Below are 17,058 nucleotides of genomic sequence, written 5' to 3' on the forward strand. Positions count from 1 at the left end.
TACGCAGCCCCATCATCGCTGTGCCACATCTGAGTCACTTGACCACCCGCCACCCAGGGCGAGGTAGGCAGCAATAGCAGCACGCGCCGCTTCAGTTTGCGCAACTGCTCGGGAATCTGATGTCCTGAGAAGCTGCTGATCTGCGTTCAGAACGTCTATCAAACTGGCTACACCGTTCTGGAATGCTACAAAGGACGAACGTCGTGCTCGCTCCAGGGATGCCTCACCGCGTTTGAGCGACTGTGCCTGCGCTTGCCGATTGATCAATGCAGACAAAGCTGTTTCAACATCTTCCGAAGCCTCCAGCACAGACTGCCGATAGAGGGCCAGGGCTTCGGCTTCACGTCCTTTGGCCTGGTCTATCTGCGCGTTGATACGGCCAAAATCAAAGAGTCGCCACCTCAAGCCGAGCAATACGGCTGATTGGTTGGCATCGCCCGTGAAAAATGGTCCGCCAGAGGTAGACGCGCTGCCGATCAGCCCGCCTATTGAAAATTTTGGGTAGTACTCACTGATCGCACTGCCGATCATGGCATTGGCAGCCATGAGCCTGCGCTCGGCGGCGATCAGGTCGGGCCGACGGCGGAGCAGATCGGAAGGTTTGCCGATTTGCGCAAGCGCAGGCACCTGAGGGATTGACGAGGCCATTGCCATTTGGGCTCGGTGGGTACCTGGCGCACTGCCCAGCATGACATCCAAAGCGTTGAGAGCCGCATCCAGGCCCGCACGCAAAACCGGCACGGTTGCCTCGACTTGAGACAGTTCGCCCTCGGTTTGACGAACCTCGTAGTCAGGCGCCAGACCTTTGCGGTTGAGCAGGTTGACTTTGGCCAGAAGGTCTTGCTGTGTCTGCACCTGGTTCTGAGCAATGGCCAGACGCGCCTGCAGCCCCCTCACGGTAGTGTAGATATCTGCTGTTTGCGCGGCGACGGCAAGACGAGTTGCGATTGCCACCGCCTCAGAAGCCTGGTACTCACCGACCGCGGCTTGCCGATCACGACGAAGCCCGCCAAACAAGTCGATTGCCCAGCTTGCTTGCAGATTGAGTTCATAGCTGTTGCCGTAGCGGTCATAGTCAGGCGTTGAGTTCAGCAGCTGGCCCAAGGGCGCTTCAACGGATTGCCGTGAGCGTGCAGCTTGGCCATTGATACCCGCGGACGGCACAAGCGCCGCGGTCGCTGAGCCCAGCGCTGCGCGAGCCTGAGCTACACGGGCCTGTGCCTGCGCCAACTGCAGGTTTTGCCCCAGCGCCTCGGTCACAAGCCTGCTCAACAAAGGATCCCCAAATCCTTCCCACCAGACATCAAGGCTGCCGACCGATGTGTCGCTTGCGGTCAACGGCTGTGCATCCGTGACGTAATGATCGGCCAGCGCAACCTCTGGCTGTTTATAATCCGGGCCAACCATGCACCCTGCAGTGAGACTGGCGCTCAACAGCAGAGCAATCGTTCGGTAGGGAAGCATGATGATTCTCATAGACCAAGAGGAGGTGTGACCATATTATATTTTGGTCACACTCTGTCAATCAGTTCCAGGATGCTTCAAAAATGAGTAAATCTTCTCCACCCTCGCCGGCGCGCGGACCAGCCGACCACGACGTGAGGGATCAGATCATCCAGGCTGCCATGGAGCACTTCGCCCATTATGGGTACGACAAAACCACTGTCTCTGACTTAGCCAAATCGATTGGCTTTTCAAAGGCCTACATCTACAAATTCTTCGAATCCAAACAAGCGATCGGAGAGGTGATTTGCTCCAGTCGGCTTGCGCTGATCATGCAGCGCATTGCGACGGCCACCAGCGACGCCCCGACTGCATCGGAGAAGCTGAGACGTCTATTCCGAGCGATCGCTGAAGGCGGGGCTGACCTTTTCTTCCACGACCGGAAGCTCTATGACATAGCGGCAGTGGCATCGCGCGACCAATGGTCGTCGGTCAAGTCTCATGAAGCCAATATCAGTAAGGTCATTCTGGAGATCCTGACACAAGGCCGCGACGCAGGAGAATTTGAACGCAAGACACCCCTGGACGAACTGACGCTGGCGATTTTTCTGATCATGAGGCCATACGTAAATGCCGCGCTCCTTCAGCACAACCTGGACACGCTTCAGGATGCGGTCGTCCAACTGCCGGCTTTGATACTCCGAAGTCTCGCCCCCTAGCAGATTGTGACCATTGACAATATTGGTCACTGGTAGAAAAATGGGATTCCTATATCGCCTTTTGAGAAAGGGATCCCATGCGCCTGCGTCCTGCCGCCATAGTCGGTTGCTTACTCCCACTCGCCCTTGTCGCTTGCGGGGACTCTTCACCTGGAAAAGACCCGAGAGACACACCGCCGGTCGTGAAAGCGGTCTCAGTACAGGACGCGTCAGCCCTTGCACGTTCGTTTTCCGGAGTAGTGGTCGCTCGCACACAGAGTGACCTCGGCTTCCGAGTATCCGGAAAAATCTTGCAGCGCCTGGTCGATACCGGACAAACAGTCAAACGCGGTCAGCCCTTGATGCGCCTGGATCCGGCGGATCTGAATCTGCAGGCGCGCGCGCAGCAAGAGGCAGTAACTGCTGCTCGGGCACGGGCCAAGCAGACCAGTGACGACGAAGCTCGCTATCGAGGGCTGGTGGCCGAGGGCGCGGTCTCGGCATCGTCCTACGACCAGATCAAAGCTGCGGCTGATGCCGCCAAGGCGCAACTCAGTGCCGCGCAAGCTCAGGCTGACGTTGCCAGGAACGCCACTGAATATGCGGTCTTGCTAGCCGACGCCGATGGTGTGGTGATGGACACGCTGGCCGAACCGGGCCAGGTCGTCAGTGCTGGTCAAGCGGTTGTAAGGCTGGCCAGGGCCGGGCAACGAGAAGCTGTCGTCTACTTGCCAGAAACACTCCGACCTGCGCCTGGCTCGACTGCGCTCGCCACGCTATTTGGCAAGCCTGCGCAGGCCGTACCCGCCAAACTGCGCTTGCTTTCGGATGCAGCAGACCCCATCACGCGCACATTCGAAGCCAGGTACGTGCTCACTGGGCCTTTGGCGAGCGCGCCACTGGGTGCAACCATTACGCTTGAGATTCCGGATACCGATACGGATTACGGAGCTAAGCAGATACCCATCGGCGCGCTCTTTGACCCGGGTAACGGAGCAGGGGTTTGGGTGATAGCTGGCCAGCCGGCCAAGGTGTCATGGCGCGCGGTGGAAGTGCTTAGTGTCAGTGACGAAAAAGCGGTCGTGAAGAGTGACCTGCACGCTGGCGATCGGATCGTGGCACTGGGTGCGCATCTGCTGCGCGATGGCGTCGAGGTCATGGAACAGGCTCAAACAGCTCAGGTCATGGGGCACCAACCATGAGCCAGCTTCGTTTCAACTTATCGGCGCTCGCAGTACGCGAGCGAGCGATCACCCTCTTCCTGATTGTGCTGATCGCCTTCGCCGGCACGCTGGCCTTCTTCAAGCTGGGCCGAGCAGAAGATCCGCCCTTCACCGTCAAGCAGATGACGGTTATCACTGCCTGGCCCGGCGCCACTGCGCAGGAAATGCAGGATCTGGTGGCCGAACCGTTGGAAAAACGCATGCAAGAGCTGCGTTGGTATGACCGTACCGAAACCTACACCCGGCCTGGGTTGGCGTTCACGATGGTATCGCTGCAAGACAAGACCCCACCTTCGGCGGTTCAGGAGGAATTTTACCAGGCCCGCAAGAAAGCGGGTGATCAGGCCAAGCTCATGCCAGCGGGCGTCATTGGCCCAATGCTCAATGATGAGTTCTCGGACGTGACATTCGCGGTCTACGCGCTCAAAGCCAAAGGCGAACCGCAGCGCCAGTTGGTACGCGACGCCGAAACACTGCGCCAGCAGCTGCTGCACGTGCAGGGCGTCAAGAAGGTCAACATCATCGGGGAACAGGCTGAACGGATATTCGTGTCCTTTTCCCATGACCGCCTGGCCACGCTCGGAATCACGCCACAGGACATTTTCTCGGCCCTTGACAACCAGAACGCCCTGTCACCGGCGGGCTCGGTCGAAACGCAGGGGCCACAAGTGGTGGTCAGGGTTGACGGCGCCTTCGATCAACTGGCAAAGATTCGCGAAACCCCTGTGGTCGCCCAGGGCCGCCCCCTGAAACTGTCGGATGTGGCCGACGTTGAACGCGGCTATGAAGACCCCGCGACGTTTCTGGTGCGTAACGATGGCGAGCCAGCCTTGCTGCTTGGCATTGTCATGCGCGAAGGCTGGAACGGCCTCGACCTTGGCAAAGCCCTGGAGGCCGAAACAGCCAAAATCAACGAAAGCATGCCCTTGGGCATGACGCTCAGCAAGGTCACCGATCAGGCAGTGAACATCACGTCCTCCGTCGACGAGTTCATGATCAAGTTTTTCGTTGCCCTGCTGGTCGTGATGCTTGTCTGCTTCCTCAGCCTGGGCTGGCGTGTCGGCGTTGTCGTCGCAGCCGCGGTGCCATTGACACTGGCGATCGTATTCGTAGTGATGGCCGCAACAGGCAAGAATTTCGACCGGATTACGCTGGGTTCGCTCATCCTGGCCTTAGGGTTGCTGGTCGACGACGCGATCATCGCCATCGAAATGATGGTCGTGAAGATGGAAGAAGGTTACGACCGCATCAAGGCTTCCGCATATGCCTGGAGCCACACGGCAGCCCCCATGCTGTCTGGCACATTGGTTACCGCCATCGGATTCATGCCTAACGGTTTCGCCCAGTCCACTGCCGGCGAATACACCAGCAACATGTTCTGGATTGTCGGCATCGCCCTGATCGCATCCTGGGTGGTGGCGGTAGCGTTCACCCCCTACCTGGGCGTGAAGTTGGTGCCTCGGATCAAGACGGTTGAAGGTGGTCATGCCGCTATTTACAACACCCGTCATTACAACCGATTCCGCGCGTTGTTGGGCTGGGTGATCGCACATAAATGGCTCGTGGCAGGCACCGTGGTTTCGACATTTGTGGCCGCCGTGCTTTGCATGGGATTGGTAAAGAAGCAGTTCTTCCCGACCTCAGACCGGCCCGAAGTGCTTGTGGAGCTACAGATGCCTTATGGCACCTCCATCGAACAGACACATGCCACTGCGATCAAGGTGGAGTCCTGGCTACGTCAGCAAGAGGAGGCAAAGATTGTCACCACTTACATCGGCCAAGGCCCGCCCCGCTTCTTCCTGGCAATGGCCCCTGAGTTGCCCGACCCGTCCTTTGCCAAGATTGTCGTCCTGACCGAAAACCAGGGCGCTCGTGAGGCCCTCAAGCTTCGTCTTCGGGAGGCGGCCTCCGAAGGTCTGGCACCCGGCGCTCAAGTGCGGGTAACACAACTGGTATTCGGGCCCTACTCCCCCTACCCGGTCGCCTATCGGGTGATGGGCCCGGATGCCTCGCAACTGCGCCAGATTGCAGCACGCGTCCAAAGCGTGCTGCAGGCGAGCCCCATGATGAAGACCGTCAATACGGACTGGGGCCCGCTTGTTCCCACGCTTCACTTCTCCCTGAATCAAGATCGCCTGCAGTCGGTTGGCCTGACGTCCGCCTCGGTGTCGCAGCAGCTTCAGTTCCTGCTCACCGGTGTGCCGATCACGTCGGTCAGGGAAGATATCCGCTCTGTGCAGGTTGTAGGGCGTGCCGCTGGCCAGATCAGACTCGATCCTGCCCAGATCGAGAATTTCACCCTGGTAGGCTCGAACGGTCAGCGCGTTCCGGTTTCGCAGATCGGTGATGTGAGCATTCGCATGGAGGACCCCATCCTCCGTCGCCGGGACCGAACGCCCACCATGACAGTGCGGGGTGACATCGCGGAAGGGCTGCAGCCGCCTGATGTGTCCACGGCGATCTGGAAAGACCTCCAGCCCATCGTCACGCAGCTGCCTGCGGGCTACAAAATCGAAATGGCAGGCTCTATCGAGGAGTCGGCCAAGGCCAGCCAGGCTATCGTCCCTCTCCTGCCTATCATGATCGCCCTGACTTTGTTGATCATCATACTGCAGGTGCGCTCTATCTCGGCGATGGTCATGGTGTTTCTGACTTCACCGCTGGGGTTGATCGGCGTAGTACCCGTATTACTGCTGTTCGGCCAACCGTTCGGCATCAACGCGTTAGTCGGCTTGATCGCGCTCTCCGGGATTCTGATGCGCAACACCCTCATCCTGATCGGGCAGATTGACCACAACCAGCTTGAAGGACTTGCGCCCTTCGACGCCGTGGTCGAGGCCACAGTGCAACGCGCACGCCCGGTCTTGCTCACGGCATTGGCAGCCATCCTGGCCTTCATCCCCCTCACCCATTCGGTGTTCTGGGGCACCTTGGCCTACACCCTGATCGGAGGCACGTTCGTGGGCACGATCATGACCTTGGTGTTCCTGCCGGCGATGTATTCCATCTGGTTCAAGATCCGCCCCAATAGCCGCATTGCCAAGCCAGAGGCTGCACATCGCGCCTGAGTAGACATTGCCTTCAACCCGTGCGTGCCCGATGCAATTCGAGGTGCGCTCATGATCCAACGAGAGGTCGAAATGACTCACAACGTTAATCAAAAACGCATCGTGGTGACCGGCACCGGCGTTGTCAGCCCGCTGGGCTGCGGCGTAAAGGAAGTCTGGCGGCGATTGCTGGCTGGGCAGTCCGGGATTCGCGCGCTTGCTGGCGATGTCGTCGAAGGCACTGGCGTGTCAGTGGGCGGCAGCGTGCCCACATTGGCCGAGGATGCCGTGGCAGGCTATCAACCCGAGCGGGTCATCCACGCCAAGGAACGCAAGAAGATGGATCGGTTCATCGAGTTTGCGCTGGTAGCAGCGGATGAAGCATTGCAGCAAGCCGGCTGGCATCCCGAGCGTCAGGCTGAACGCGCACGCACCGCCACCATCATCGCATCAGGCGTCGGAGGCTTCGGCGCCATCGCAGAGGCGGTGCGCACCACTGACGCACGTGGCCCTCGCAAGTTGTCGCCCTTCACGGCGCCATCGTTCCTGGCCAATATGGCAGCGGGTCATGTCTCGATACGCTACGGGTTCGAAGGCCCACTTGGGGCCCCCGTCACAGCTTGCGCTGCGGGGGTGCAGGCCATTGGCGACGCCGCTCGGCTCATCAGAAGCGGCGAAGCGGATATTGCGATCTGCGGTGGCGCCGAAGCGGCAATCGATCGTGTGACGCTAGGCTGCTTTGCGGCTGCACGAGCGCTCAGCACGGGCTTTTCGGATAGCCCTGAGCAAGCCTCCCGTCCTTTCGATAGCCAACGGGACGGGTTTGTCATGGCTGAAGGGGCTGGCTTGCTGGTGATCGAGTCGCTGGAACATGCGCTGGCCCGTGGCGCCAAGCCCCTGGCCGAACTGGTCGGCTACGGAACGAGCGCTGATGCCTACCATCTGACCGCTGGTCCCGAAGACGGGAGCGGTGCCATGCGTGCCATGCAACTCGCGCTGCAACAGGCGTCGGTAGCGCCTGGGGACGTGGACCATATCAATGCGCATGCGACTTCGACCCAGGTTGGCGACAAGGGTGAACTTGCAGCGATTCGCGCCGTATTCGGTAGCGGCAGCGGCGTGGCGATTACATCGACCAAATCGGCCACCGGCCACCTCTTGGGGGCGGCAGGCGGTGTCGAAGCCATTTTCACGGTGTTGGCGCTGCAAGATCAGATCGCTCCACCAACGCTCAACCTGACTCAGGTCGATGATGCTGCGCTTGGCCTTGACCTGGTTGCACGAGTAGCCCGTGAAATGCCCATCGAATATGCCTTGTCCAATGGTTTCGGATTCGGTGGGGTGAACGCCAGTGTGCTGTTCCGTCGCTGGGAGGCCAACGTATGAACAGCCAACTCGAAACACACGCCAACGAAGCTGATGGCGATGCTCAGAAGGCCAACGTCCTGACGGCCAAGGTCATCCTGTTACTGGCAGCACTCGCTGCCATCAGCAACTTGTCCACCAATATCATCCTGCCCGCTTTTCCTGAAATGGCCCGACAGCTCAACGTCTCATCCCAGGAACTCGGGCTGACGCTCTCCAGCTTTTTCATTACGTTCGCCTTCGCCCAATTACTGGTAGGGCCGCTTGCCGATCGCTATGGCCGCAAGCGGCTGGTAGTAGGTGGGCTTATGATTTTCGTGGTGGGTACGTTTTGGGCGGCTAACGCCACCACACTCGACATGCTGATCCTCGGACGGGTAATCCAGGCCGTTGGCGTGTGTGCCGCCGCGGTTCTGGCCAGAGCCATCGCTCGCGATCTCTATGAGGGTGAGAACCTGGCACGCGCGTTATCGCTGACGATGATCGCTGCCGCCACAGCGCCAGGCTTCTCACCTTTGATCGGCAGTATGCTGAACACCACTTTGGGTTGGCGCGCACTTTTCATAGCCGTCGGCATGTCGGCAATCCTTATCGCGCTGTTCTACCTCAGAGGGATAGGTGAAACCCTTCCTGCCCATCGTCGGGTGACTCAATCAGTACCTGCGATCCTGATCGCATACGGCAAACTGGCGTCCAACCGCCTCTTCATTTTGCCCGCACTCGCGACCAGCCTGCTGATGAGCGGCTTATTCGCCTCGTTCGCCGCTGCGCCGTCAATCTTGATGGAAGGCATGGGGCTCAGCTCGCTCCAGGTGGGCCTGTATTTCGCGGCAACTGTCTTCGTGGTCTTTGCCGCTGGCTTGGCTGCTCCTCGCCTGGCTCACCGTTGGGGTAGCCGCGCCATTACTTTGTCAGGCCTCGCGACTGCGTGTACGGCAGGTGCATTGCTGCTGGTCGGCCCAAGCAATCCAAGCTTGGGCTGGTACTCATTGTCGATGGTGCTTTTCCTATGGGGTATGGGTATTGCCAATCCGCTGGGAACGGCCTTGACCATGACACCGTTCGGGAAAGAAGCAGGACTGGCGTCAGCCCTTTTGGGGTTCCTGACCATGGCGATCGGAGCAGTGTCGACCTGGATGGTTTCCACGCCGAAGTTTCCCACGATTGCCGTCCTGGGAGCTACTCAAACCTCGGTGTGCGTTCTGGCAATGGTGCTTTTCGCTTGGTATGTCAAACGAAAGGCAATAGTCAGGTAGGAGTATGTCTGCATGAGGTTTGCTCCTGCTTCGCCTGGGATGTGCAATATCAACTGCATGGCCTGGGCAGCACCGGAGGCGACCGCCTTCACGCCTTGAATCCTGGGCGATCCGGTCATCGCGCTCACGCAGCAGCCAGCGGCCGTAATTATTCAAGAAGCATTAGCGGACGCTCGGGTTTTCCAAAGCGAAAGCAACACGCCGCCAATCAGCAGGCCGATTGTAATGCTCAACGATATTTCGGCTGGCACTTTACCCACAATGTCATGAAGGAAAATTTTCGAGCCGATAAAGACAAGCACCAGAGCCAGCGCATATTTAAGGTAAACAAAGCGACTGATCATGGCAGCCAATGCAAAATAGAGCGCTCGCAAACCGAGAATGGCAAAGATATTCGACGTATAAACGATGAACGGATCCTGTGTGATAGCAAAAATCGCAGGCACGCTATCAACAGCAAATACCAAGTCTGCACCCTCAATCAAAATAAGTGCAAGGAAGAGCGGTGTCACCCATAGAATTCTTTTTCCTGACGCATCGGGCAAGCGAACCACAAAGCGTTGACCGTGCAATTCTTTGGTGATGCGTAGGTGGGTGCGCAGGTAGTTGACGAAACGGTTGTTTTCCAAGTCAGGCGCATGATCGACGCGAGCGAATAGCATCTTGACCCCGGTGAAGACCAGGAAAGCGCCAAAACAGTAAAGTATCCAACTGAACTGGGCGATGAGCGCAGCCCCTAGGCCGATCATGATAGCCCTCAAGACGATGACCCCCATGATCCCCCAAAACAATACTCGGTGCTGGAACTCCCGAGGAATGGCCAGGAAGCTGAATATCAGCGCAATAACGAAAACGTTATCCATTGACAGGGATTTTTCAATCAAGAAACCTGTCACATAGTCCATGCTGGCGTCGCTGCCTTTCTGGAAATACACCCAGACCGCGAACAGAAGGCCCATACTGATGTAGCCCGCAGACAGCAACAAGCTCTCTTTGACTCCAATCTCCCGATTCCCGCGATGGAGCACACCTAAGTCAAGCGCCAACAGTGTTAGCACAACAGCGAAAAAGGAAAGCCAAAGCCAGAGATCAGTACCAAGAACCTCTTGGTTCAGATACACACTAAGGGCAGACATGAGCCCCTCCTGTATAGTCGTAGTTGAACAACTATGACTCCGACATGGCGGCATAACCGTCAGAGGGGCCCGGCGTCACGAAGAAAGAATTTATCGGGCGCGAGTAGGCCGCAAGTAGAAAACATTTACAAATCGTGTCCATGACAAGCTAAAACGCTTGCAGTGAAAAACTAACTTCGCACACCTGATTGCACCAGCCTCATCGGTGCCCCGCACGTTATCAACGCCTTCATTGGAGCAAAGCGCCGCTCGCTCGCGTCGACCTGATGCAGCGCCTTCCGTCGGTCAGAAGGCACCCTCCCACGCACGCCAGGCCGAACATAGGGTGAACAATCCAAAAAGGCGTTTCACCATGACACCAGCAAAACCTTTTACGTTAATGCTTGCACTTTGCCTGGGCTGCGCTTCAGCACTTGCTTCGGCCGCCACAGACCTGAACCATCAGCGCGCCCCAGGCATGCAATCGAACGACAATGGACAAATGAACGGCCAAGGCGGAGCGACTGGCTCGGGAACACCCGGCGATGGCATGGGTACGGGTGATGGCGGCACTGACGACAATGGGACGGACAATACCGGCGGTGACGGTACCGACAGCGGCTCGGGAACCGGCAGTCATGGCTCTGGTAGTAGCGGCACAGACGCGGGTGGTGTTAGCAGTGGCTCAGCCGGAAGTGGATCTGGCGCAGGTTCCGGCAGTTAGCTGAAAGGGCCGATCGACACGGATCACCCGTCCATCACCGGGTGCGTCAGTTCTGTCCTGGTTTTCAACGGTTCATGCAACCCACGCAGGAGGAAATACCATGCCACGCGGGGACAAAGACAAGTACACGGACAAGCAGAAACGCAAGGCCGAGCACATCGAGCAATCTTACGAGGACAAGGGCGTGGGCAAGGATGAAGCCGAAGCGCGCGCCTGGGCCACCGTCAACAAACAATCGGGTGGCGGTGAAAAGCACGCAGGCTCGGGAAGCAGGACACCGTCGCACGTGAAGAAGACCGCACGCTCGGATTCGGCCAAGCGCGCCGCTGAATCTCGCCAGGGGCATTCGCGGACGTCGCACGCGTCGCTGGAATCGCAAAGCAAGGAAAGCCTTATGAAAGAGGCACGCAGCAAAGACATCAAGGGGCGCTCGACCATGACCAAGGCCCAGTTGGTGGAAGCCCTGCAAAAACACGGGTGACGGCCAGATGTGATCGGCAACTTGGCAAGCCGGCTGAACGTTTGCTCAACCGGCCCGGTCGCACAACAGAGACGCAGCCGGCTGCGCGAACCCTGACCGTGAGGACCTACCATGAGCGCGATCTCTCCCAATGGGGCTGTAGAACACCCCATCGGCCTGACCCTGAATGGTCAGCGCCTGACCCTGCAGGTGAATCCTTGGACCACACTCCTCGACCTTCTGCGCGAGCAGTTGGACCTGGTCGGCACCAAGAAGGGTTGCGACCATGGCCAGTGCGGGGCCTGCACGGTGCTGCGCGATGGCAAGCGCGTCAATGCCTGCCTGACCTTGGCCATCATGTGCGACGGGGCCGAACTGGTGACCATCGAAGGGCTTGCCAGCGGCGAGGTTCTGCACCCCGTGCAGCGTGCATTCATTACCCACGATGCTTTCCAGTGCGGTTACTGCACCCCGGGACAGATCTGCTCCGCAGTCGGACTTGCCCGCGAAGGGCGCGCCTACACCCGCGAGGCCATTCGCGAACAGATGAGCGGCAACCTTTGCAGGTGTGGTGCATATAGCAACATCGTCGCTGCGGTGGAAGAAGCCCTACCGTTGATGACGGACCTGGCCCCGCCACAACGAGGGCCGCATCCATGACGCCTTTCAGCTACCACAAGCCCGCATCAATCAGCGAAGCCGTGAGCCTGGCTGACGCCAGCTCGCACTTCATTGCCGGCGGCACCAACCTCGTCGACCTGATGAAAGAAAACGTGGTTCGCCCCAAGCGCCTGATCGACATTTCCGGCCTTGGGCTGAACGGCATCCACCCCACGTCGAACGGTGGCTTGTGGGTCGGTGCATTGGTAAGCAACGCCGACCTGGCCTGGCACCCGATGATCGAGCAGCACTATCCATTGCTGTCGGACGCCATCCTGGATGGGGCATCACCGCAGTTGAGGAACATGGCCAGCACCGGTGGCAACTTGCTGCAACGCACCCGTTGCTACTACTTCTACGACACCGGCACCCCCTGCAACAAACGTGAACCCGGCAGCGGATGCCCGGCGCGTACAGGCTCGAACCGTATCCACGCGATTCTTGGTGCCAGTGATGCCTGTGTCGCGACCCATCCCTCGGATATGTGCGTGGCATTGGCAGCGCTCGAAGCCGTGGTGCATGTGCAGGGGCCGCGCGGAGAGCGCCAAATACCTTTTGCGGCATTCCATCGCCTCCCCGAGGACACCCCGGAGCGAGACAATCAGCTGGCAGTCGATGAACTGGTGGTCGCCATCGAGCTGCCGCCCCCGGTGTTCGAAAAACATTACCGTTATCTGAAAATTCGCGACCGCGCCTCCTACGCGTTCGCGCTGGTGTCGGTCGCCGCAGCCTTGAGCTTTGATGGCCAGGTGATCCGGCAAGCTCGCCTGGCGCTGGGCGGCGTTGCCCACAAGCCGTGGCGAGACCCGGTTGTGGAGCGCATGTTGGCCGGCCAGACGCCTAGCGAAGCGCTGTTCACCCAGGCCGCAAAAACGTTGCTGCAAGGTGCAAAACCTCTGAGCCACAACGGTTTCAAGGTCACGCTCGCGCAACGTGCAATTGTGCGGGCATTGGATGACGCGGCGCGCCGCGCCGCTGACGGAGGGACACGAGCATGATCAAACCCACACCGGTAGCCGGCACGTCCCTGGACCGCGTAGACGGCGTGGCGAAGGTCACCGGGCAGGCGCGTTACGCGGGCGAATATCCCGAAGTAGGCCTGCTCCATGGCAGCGTGGTGTCCAGTACCATCGCCCGAGGTCGGGTACTCAACATCGACAGTACACAGGCGATGCGCGTGCCCGGGGTGATCGCCGTGCTTGATCATGGCCATCGTCCACATATTTCCAGTTATGACGACGACTACAGCGACGCCGACGCCGCGCACGGGGCGCCGTTTCGGCCCTTGTTCGATGATCGAGTGCTCTACAACGGTCAACCGTTGGCGCTGGTGGTTGCCCAAACCCTCGAGCTGGCCCGGTATGCAGGTTCGCTGATCAGGATCGAGTATGCCGAGGAGGCCCACCAGACCGACCTTGGCGCATGCCAACAGTCGCATGCAGCACCCGCCAAGACACCGGCGCCGCGTGGTGACTTTGCCGCGCAGTTTGCCGGTGCCCCGGTGCAGGTGGATGCCACCTACCTGACAGCCAACGAGTACCACAACCCGATGGAGCCCCATGCGTCAACCGTACTCTACAAGGGCGACGGCACGCTGGAAATCCACGACAAGACCCAAGGCACGCAAAACTGCCAGGACTACTTGCACAAGGTGTTTGGCCTGCCCAAGGCAAACATCCGCGTGCGCGCGGCATTCGTCGGCGGTGCCTTCGGCTCGGGCTTGCGCCCGCAGTACCAGTTGCCGCTGGCAGTGATGGCGGCGTTGCACCTGCAGCGCTCGGTGCGCGTCACGCTGACCCGCCAGCAGATGTTCACCTTTGGCTACCGGCCCCGCACCGAGCAGCGCCTGCGCCTGGGTGCTGACGCAAACGGGCAGTTGCTGGCGATCGCCCACGATGCGCTTGGCCAGACCTCTCGCGTCGAGGACTTCACCGAGCACGTGGTGGAATGGAGTGGCATGCTCTACCAGTGCAACAACGTTGCCCTCAGCTATCGCCTGGCCTCGCTCGATGTGTACACCCCGCTGGACATGCGTGCGCCTGGCGCCGCGTCGGGGATGATTGCCCTGGAATGCGCCATGGATGAGCTTGCCTGTGCAGCGCAGATTGACCCGCTTGACCTGCGCCGGCGCAATTTCGCCGCCAGCAATGCCAACGAGGGCAAGCCCTACTCCAGCAAGGAACTGCTGGCGTGCTACCGGCAAGGTGCCGAACTTTTTGGCTGGCAAAACCGTAATCCGCAACCGCGCAGCATGCGCCATGGCAACCAGCTGGTCGGCTGGGGCATGGCCGGCGGCGTCTGGGAAGCCATGCAGATGAAGGCCAGCGCCAAAGCGAGCTTCGATGGCCAAGGCCACCTCACCGTCTGCAGTGCCACCACCGATATCGGGACCGGCACCTATACCGTCATGACGCAGATCGCAGCCGACGCGGCTGGCGCCAGGGTGCAGGATGTCACCTTCGTGCTGGGTGACTCTTCACTGCCCACCGCACCGCTACAGGGAGGTTCGTTCACGGTGTCGTCGGTCGGCTCGGCCGTGCGCCAGGCCTGCCAGGTACTGCGCACCAAAGTGCTGGAACATGCACGCAAGATGTACCCCCAAGTGGCCAGCACGGCCCGGGAGCAGATCATTTTCGCCGATGGCTACCTGCACGCGGGCAGCCATCGCCTGGCCTTGGCGGACATCATCGCCAGCGCCCCGGAAGGTGAGTTCGAAGTGCAAATCGACGCCGAGCCCGGCGCCAGGCGCCAACCGTTCTCCACCGCCACGCATTCAGCGGTATTCGTGGAAGTTCACGTCGACGAGGACCTTGGCACAATCAAGGTAGTACGGGTAGTCAGCGCCGTAGCGGCCGGACGGGTAGTCAACCCGAAAACCGCACGCAGTCAGATTTTGGGAGGCGTGGTCTGGGGGGTGGGTATGGCCCTGCACGAAGCCGCGTTGACCGACCATCGGCTGGGCCGCGTGGTCAACCACAACCTGGCGGAGTACCACATCCCGGTCAACGCAGACAGCGGGGATATCGAGGTGATCTTCATTGAAGAGCACGATGACATCGTCAACGAACTGGGGTCCAAAGGGGTCGGCGAAATCGGCGTCGTTGGGGTGGCTGCCGCGGTGGCCAATGCGGTCTACCATGCCACCGGCAAGCGTGTGAGGGAGTTTCCGATCACGCTCGACAAAGTGCTGTGATCGGGCGGGGACCAAGCCCCCACTCTCATGCCTGGGTTTAGACGGGACCCTTGGGAAAGCGTTCGATTGGTAATGGAATGCGCATCACTGCGGTTCTTTGAGGGGACACCCCATAGTTATATGTCGCGCTCATTCCTTTACCCCTGAGGTTGCGGGCCGGTGCGCTGAGCAGCTGAGTTGAACCCTACTGCTTGTGGCCCACTCCACCCAAGGCAACCGTGATTTTTCCCTGCCCTTCAAGGAGTGACTCATGAACGCAATCGAACTGTTGATCCAGGACCATCAATTGGTGAAGAAACTGCTCGAGGAACTGTCCTCGACCACTGAGCGTGCCGTGAAGAAACGGGCCGAACTGCTCGAACGCATCAAGCAGGAATTGAGCATCCACACGGCCCTGGAGGAGGAGATCCTGTACCCGGCGATCAAGCAGGCGGGCGGCAAGGAAGAAGCGAAGTTGTATTACGAAGCCAAGGAGGAGCACCGCACGGTCGACTCGCTGGTCATTCCTGACCTGCTGCACACCGAGACCGGGACCGTGGAATTCGCCGGCCGGGTCAAGGTAATGAAGGAGCTGCTGGAGCACCATATTGAGGAAGAAGAAACCGAGCTGTTCCCCACCGCCCGCAAGCTGTTGGGCAAGCAGGAACTGGAGGAGATGGGTCAGGCCATGGAAACCCAGAAGAAACTGCTCAAGGGTGAACAGCGCGCAGCCTGATGCACGCCCGCGCGCTCACCCGGGCGCGCGGGTCCAGGCCTACTCGGTGGTGATTCGACCAGAGTGGGCAAGACGGATGGGCGCGAAGCTCCCTAAATCCGGCGGCCGCGAGTGTCGGCCAAGCGTTCTGAACCAGGGTATGTGTTCGCCAGTCCTACTTCCAAACGCAATCAGTTGGGTACCGCGTGATGAATGACTGGATCGACTTTCTCGAATGGCCTGCCATGGTCCTGACCGTGCTAGCTGCCTGGTGCATCGGCTCAGGGCGCCCAGGCCGGCGCAAACTGGGCTTCTGCTGCTTCATTGCCAGCAATGTGCTGTGGGCAACCTGGGGATGGCAGGCGCAGGCCTGGGCGCTGATCATCCTGCAGGTTTGCCTGTGCGCGATGAACCTGCGGGGCTGGAAGAAAAACGCCGCGATGCAACCGGGCTGATCGCCTGAACTTTTTCCTACCTCTTGGCTTCCCCTGCATTACCAATCACGGAAATACATGGCTGCAGGAGCAAACTCCATGAGCGCATTGGCCTACCACGGCGCAAACGATGTCAGGGTCGATACCGTCCCAGCCCCCATCATTCAAGATCCGGACGATATCATCCTCGGGGTAACCGCAATCGCCATATGCGGCTCGGATCTACACCTTTATCGGGGCAAGATCCCGCAGACCGAGGATAGCCATCTATATGGAGGCATCCGGAGGGCAAGCCGATTACGTTCGAGTGCCGAAGCCAATGTTGGCCCGTTCAAGGTGCCAACCGACTCGCCCTGGAGGAAGCGACCATGGGCTGCAAGCTCTTCGACCAGAAACAGGACAACTGCCGCAAGGTCATTCTGGTTCCCGACGCAGCATCCGGCACCTTGGGCCCCGATTACGTGTAAGCCATAGGAGACAAGCCTATGAACGACCCTGCCATGTATTTCTGGATTGCAGTGGCGGCAATTCTGCTGCTCATCGACTTATGGGCCATCGTTAGTGTGTTCAGAAGCGACAAGTCCGATGCCAGCAAAGCGCTATGGGCCTTGGTGATCGTCCTGCTACCGCTCGTGGGCCTGGCAATCTGGGGCGTTGCCGGGCCGCGCGGGATCAAGCGCGGCACCGGGCCGACATCCGACGAACACAGCAAAGGTTGAACGTTTTGCAGCACACATCGAAAGGGG

Annotated in this window: 14 protein-coding genes and 1 pseudogene; 13 read left to right on the plus strand and 2 right to left on the minus strand. The window is 59.6% G+C overall.

Annotated features, from left to right (window positions below):
• Window positions 1-12: 12 nt before the first annotated feature.
• A complete protein-coding gene (locus tag FQ668_RS15655) occupies window positions 13-1,464 on the minus strand; it encodes an efflux transporter outer membrane subunit (RefSeq protein WP_019438166.1) in 1,452 nt (483 codons plus the stop codon).
• Window positions 1,465-1,547: 83 nt separating this feature from the next.
• Here FQ668_RS15655 and FQ668_RS15660 point away from each other — a divergent pair, with 83 nt between their 5' ends.
• The 5 genes from FQ668_RS15660 (at window position 1,548) to FQ668_RS15680 (ending at window position 9,032) form a co-directional block, all read left to right on the plus strand.
• A complete protein-coding gene (locus tag FQ668_RS15660) occupies window positions 1,548-2,162 on the plus strand; it encodes a TetR/AcrR family transcriptional regulator (RefSeq protein WP_010954179.1) in 615 nt (204 codons plus the stop codon).
• 77 nt (window positions 2,163-2,239) lie between these two features.
• Window positions 2,240-3,343 (plus strand): efflux RND transporter periplasmic adaptor subunit, encoded by a 1,104-nt coding sequence (locus FQ668_RS15665; RefSeq protein ID WP_023389487.1) that lies wholly within the window; start codon window positions 2,240-2,242, stop codon window positions 3,341-3,343.
• Window positions 3,340-6,432, plus strand: a complete 3,093-nt coding sequence (locus FQ668_RS15670; protein WP_019438168.1) for an efflux RND transporter permease subunit — start codon at window positions 3,340-3,342, stop codon at window positions 6,430-6,432. The genes FQ668_RS15665 and FQ668_RS15670 overlap by 4 nt, the downstream gene beginning before the upstream one ends.
• A gap of 72 nt (window positions 6,433-6,504) precedes the next feature.
• Window positions 6,505-7,797: a beta-ketoacyl-ACP synthase II gene (fabF, locus tag FQ668_RS15675; RefSeq protein WP_023389486.1), complete on the plus strand. Its 1,293-nt coding sequence runs from the start codon at window positions 6,505-6,507 to the stop codon at window positions 7,795-7,797.
• On the plus strand, window positions 7,794-9,032 hold the full coding sequence (locus FQ668_RS15680; protein WP_014590912.1) for a multidrug effflux MFS transporter: 1,239 nt from the start codon (window positions 7,794-7,796) through the stop codon (window positions 9,030-9,032). The genes fabF and FQ668_RS15680 overlap by 4 nt, the downstream gene beginning before the upstream one ends.
• Window positions 9,033-9,184: 152 nt before the next feature.
• On the opposite strand, the gene FQ668_RS15685 is transcribed toward FQ668_RS15680, so the two are convergent.
• Entirely contained in the window at window positions 9,185-10,168 is a 984-nt protein-coding gene (locus FQ668_RS15685; RefSeq protein ID WP_019438170.1) for a TerC family protein, read from the minus strand.
• An 803-nt stretch (window positions 10,169-10,971) separates the two neighbouring features.
• Between FQ668_RS15685 and FQ668_RS15695 the strand changes: the two genes are divergently transcribed.
• From FQ668_RS15695 to FQ668_RS15735, 8 genes and pseudogenes are all read left to right on the plus strand, one after another.
• Window positions 10,972-11,352 (plus strand): hypothetical protein, encoded by a 381-nt coding sequence (locus FQ668_RS15695; protein ID WP_014590910.1) that lies wholly within the window; start codon window positions 10,972-10,974, stop codon window positions 11,350-11,352.
• Window positions 11,353-11,463: 111 nt separating this feature from the next.
• On the plus strand, window positions 11,464-11,991 hold the full coding sequence (locus tag FQ668_RS15700) for a (2Fe-2S)-binding protein (RefSeq protein ID WP_014590909.1): 528 nt from the start codon (window positions 11,464-11,466) through the stop codon (window positions 11,989-11,991).
• Window positions 11,988-12,989, plus strand: coding sequence for a xanthine dehydrogenase family protein subunit M (locus FQ668_RS15705; RefSeq protein ID WP_019438171.1), 1,002 nt, complete (start codon window positions 11,988-11,990; stop codon window positions 12,987-12,989). The genes FQ668_RS15700 and FQ668_RS15705 overlap by 4 nt, the downstream gene beginning before the upstream one ends.
• Window positions 12,986-15,184, plus strand: a complete 2,199-nt coding sequence (locus FQ668_RS15710; RefSeq protein ID WP_019438172.1) for a xanthine dehydrogenase family protein molybdopterin-binding subunit — start codon at window positions 12,986-12,988, stop codon at window positions 15,182-15,184. Before FQ668_RS15705 ends, FQ668_RS15710 begins: the two co-directional genes overlap by 4 nt.
• Before the next feature lie 250 nt (window positions 15,185-15,434).
• Window positions 15,435-15,899, plus strand: a complete 465-nt coding sequence (locus FQ668_RS15715; protein ID WP_019438173.1) for a hemerythrin domain-containing protein — start codon at window positions 15,435-15,437, stop codon at window positions 15,897-15,899.
• Window positions 15,900-16,087: 188 nt separating this feature from the next.
• On the plus strand, window positions 16,088-16,333 hold the full coding sequence (locus tag FQ668_RS15720; protein ID WP_019438174.1) for a hypothetical protein: 246 nt from the start codon (window positions 16,088-16,090) through the stop codon (window positions 16,331-16,333).
• A 78-nt stretch (window positions 16,334-16,411) separates the two neighbouring features.
• Window positions 16,412-16,654 (plus strand): annotated as a pseudogene (locus FQ668_RS15725) (hypothetical protein); the annotation flags it as partial.
• A gap of 143 nt (window positions 16,655-16,797) precedes the next feature.
• A complete protein-coding gene (locus tag FQ668_RS15735) occupies window positions 16,798-17,031 on the plus strand; it encodes a PLD nuclease N-terminal domain-containing protein (RefSeq protein WP_019438176.1) in 234 nt (77 codons plus the stop codon).
• Window positions 17,032-17,058 lie beyond the last annotated feature (27 nt).

The organism is Pseudomonas sp. Kh14 (assembly GCF_900291005.1).
Taxonomy (GTDB): Bacteria; Pseudomonadota; Gammaproteobacteria; order Pseudomonadales; family Pseudomonadaceae; genus Aquipseudomonas; species Aquipseudomonas alloputida.

Bases quoted from the DNA above. Each gene is read 5' to 3' on its own strand.
- FQ668_RS15655 (WP_019438166.1), bottom strand. From the start codon at position 1,464: ATGCTTCCCTACCGAACGATTGCTCTGCTGTTGAGCGCCAGTCTCACT.
- FQ668_RS15660 (WP_010954179.1), top strand. From the start codon at position 1,548: ATGAGTAAATCTTCTCCACCCTCGCCGGCGCGCGGACCAGCCGACCAC.
- FQ668_RS15665 (WP_023389487.1), top strand. From the start codon at position 2,240: ATGCGCCTGCGTCCTGCCGCCATAGTCGGTTGCTTACTCCCACTCGCC.
- FQ668_RS15670 (WP_019438168.1), top strand. From the start codon at position 3,340: ATGAGCCAGCTTCGTTTCAACTTATCGGCGCTCGCAGTACGCGAGCGA.
- fabF (WP_023389486.1), top strand. From the start codon at position 6,505: ATGACTCACAACGTTAATCAAAAACGCATCGTGGTGACCGGCACCGGC.
- FQ668_RS15680 (WP_014590912.1), top strand. From the start codon at position 7,794: ATGAACAGCCAACTCGAAACACACGCCAACGAAGCTGATGGCGATGCT.
- FQ668_RS15685 (WP_019438170.1), bottom strand. From the start codon at position 10,168: ATGTCTGCCCTTAGTGTGTATCTGAACCAAGAGGTTCTTGGTACTGAT.
- FQ668_RS15695 (WP_014590910.1), top strand. From the start codon at position 10,972: ATGCCACGCGGGGACAAAGACAAGTACACGGACAAGCAGAAACGCAAG.
- FQ668_RS15700 (WP_014590909.1), top strand. From the start codon at position 11,464: ATGAGCGCGATCTCTCCCAATGGGGCTGTAGAACACCCCATCGGCCTG.
- FQ668_RS15705 (WP_019438171.1), top strand. From the start codon at position 11,988: ATGACGCCTTTCAGCTACCACAAGCCCGCATCAATCAGCGAAGCCGTG.
- FQ668_RS15710 (WP_019438172.1), top strand. From the start codon at position 12,986: ATGATCAAACCCACACCGGTAGCCGGCACGTCCCTGGACCGCGTAGAC.
- FQ668_RS15715 (WP_019438173.1), top strand. From the start codon at position 15,435: ATGAACGCAATCGAACTGTTGATCCAGGACCATCAATTGGTGAAGAAA.
- FQ668_RS15720 (WP_019438174.1), top strand. From the start codon at position 16,088: ATGAATGACTGGATCGACTTTCTCGAATGGCCTGCCATGGTCCTGACC.
- FQ668_RS15735 (WP_019438176.1), top strand. From the start codon at position 16,798: ATGAACGACCCTGCCATGTATTTCTGGATTGCAGTGGCGGCAATTCTG.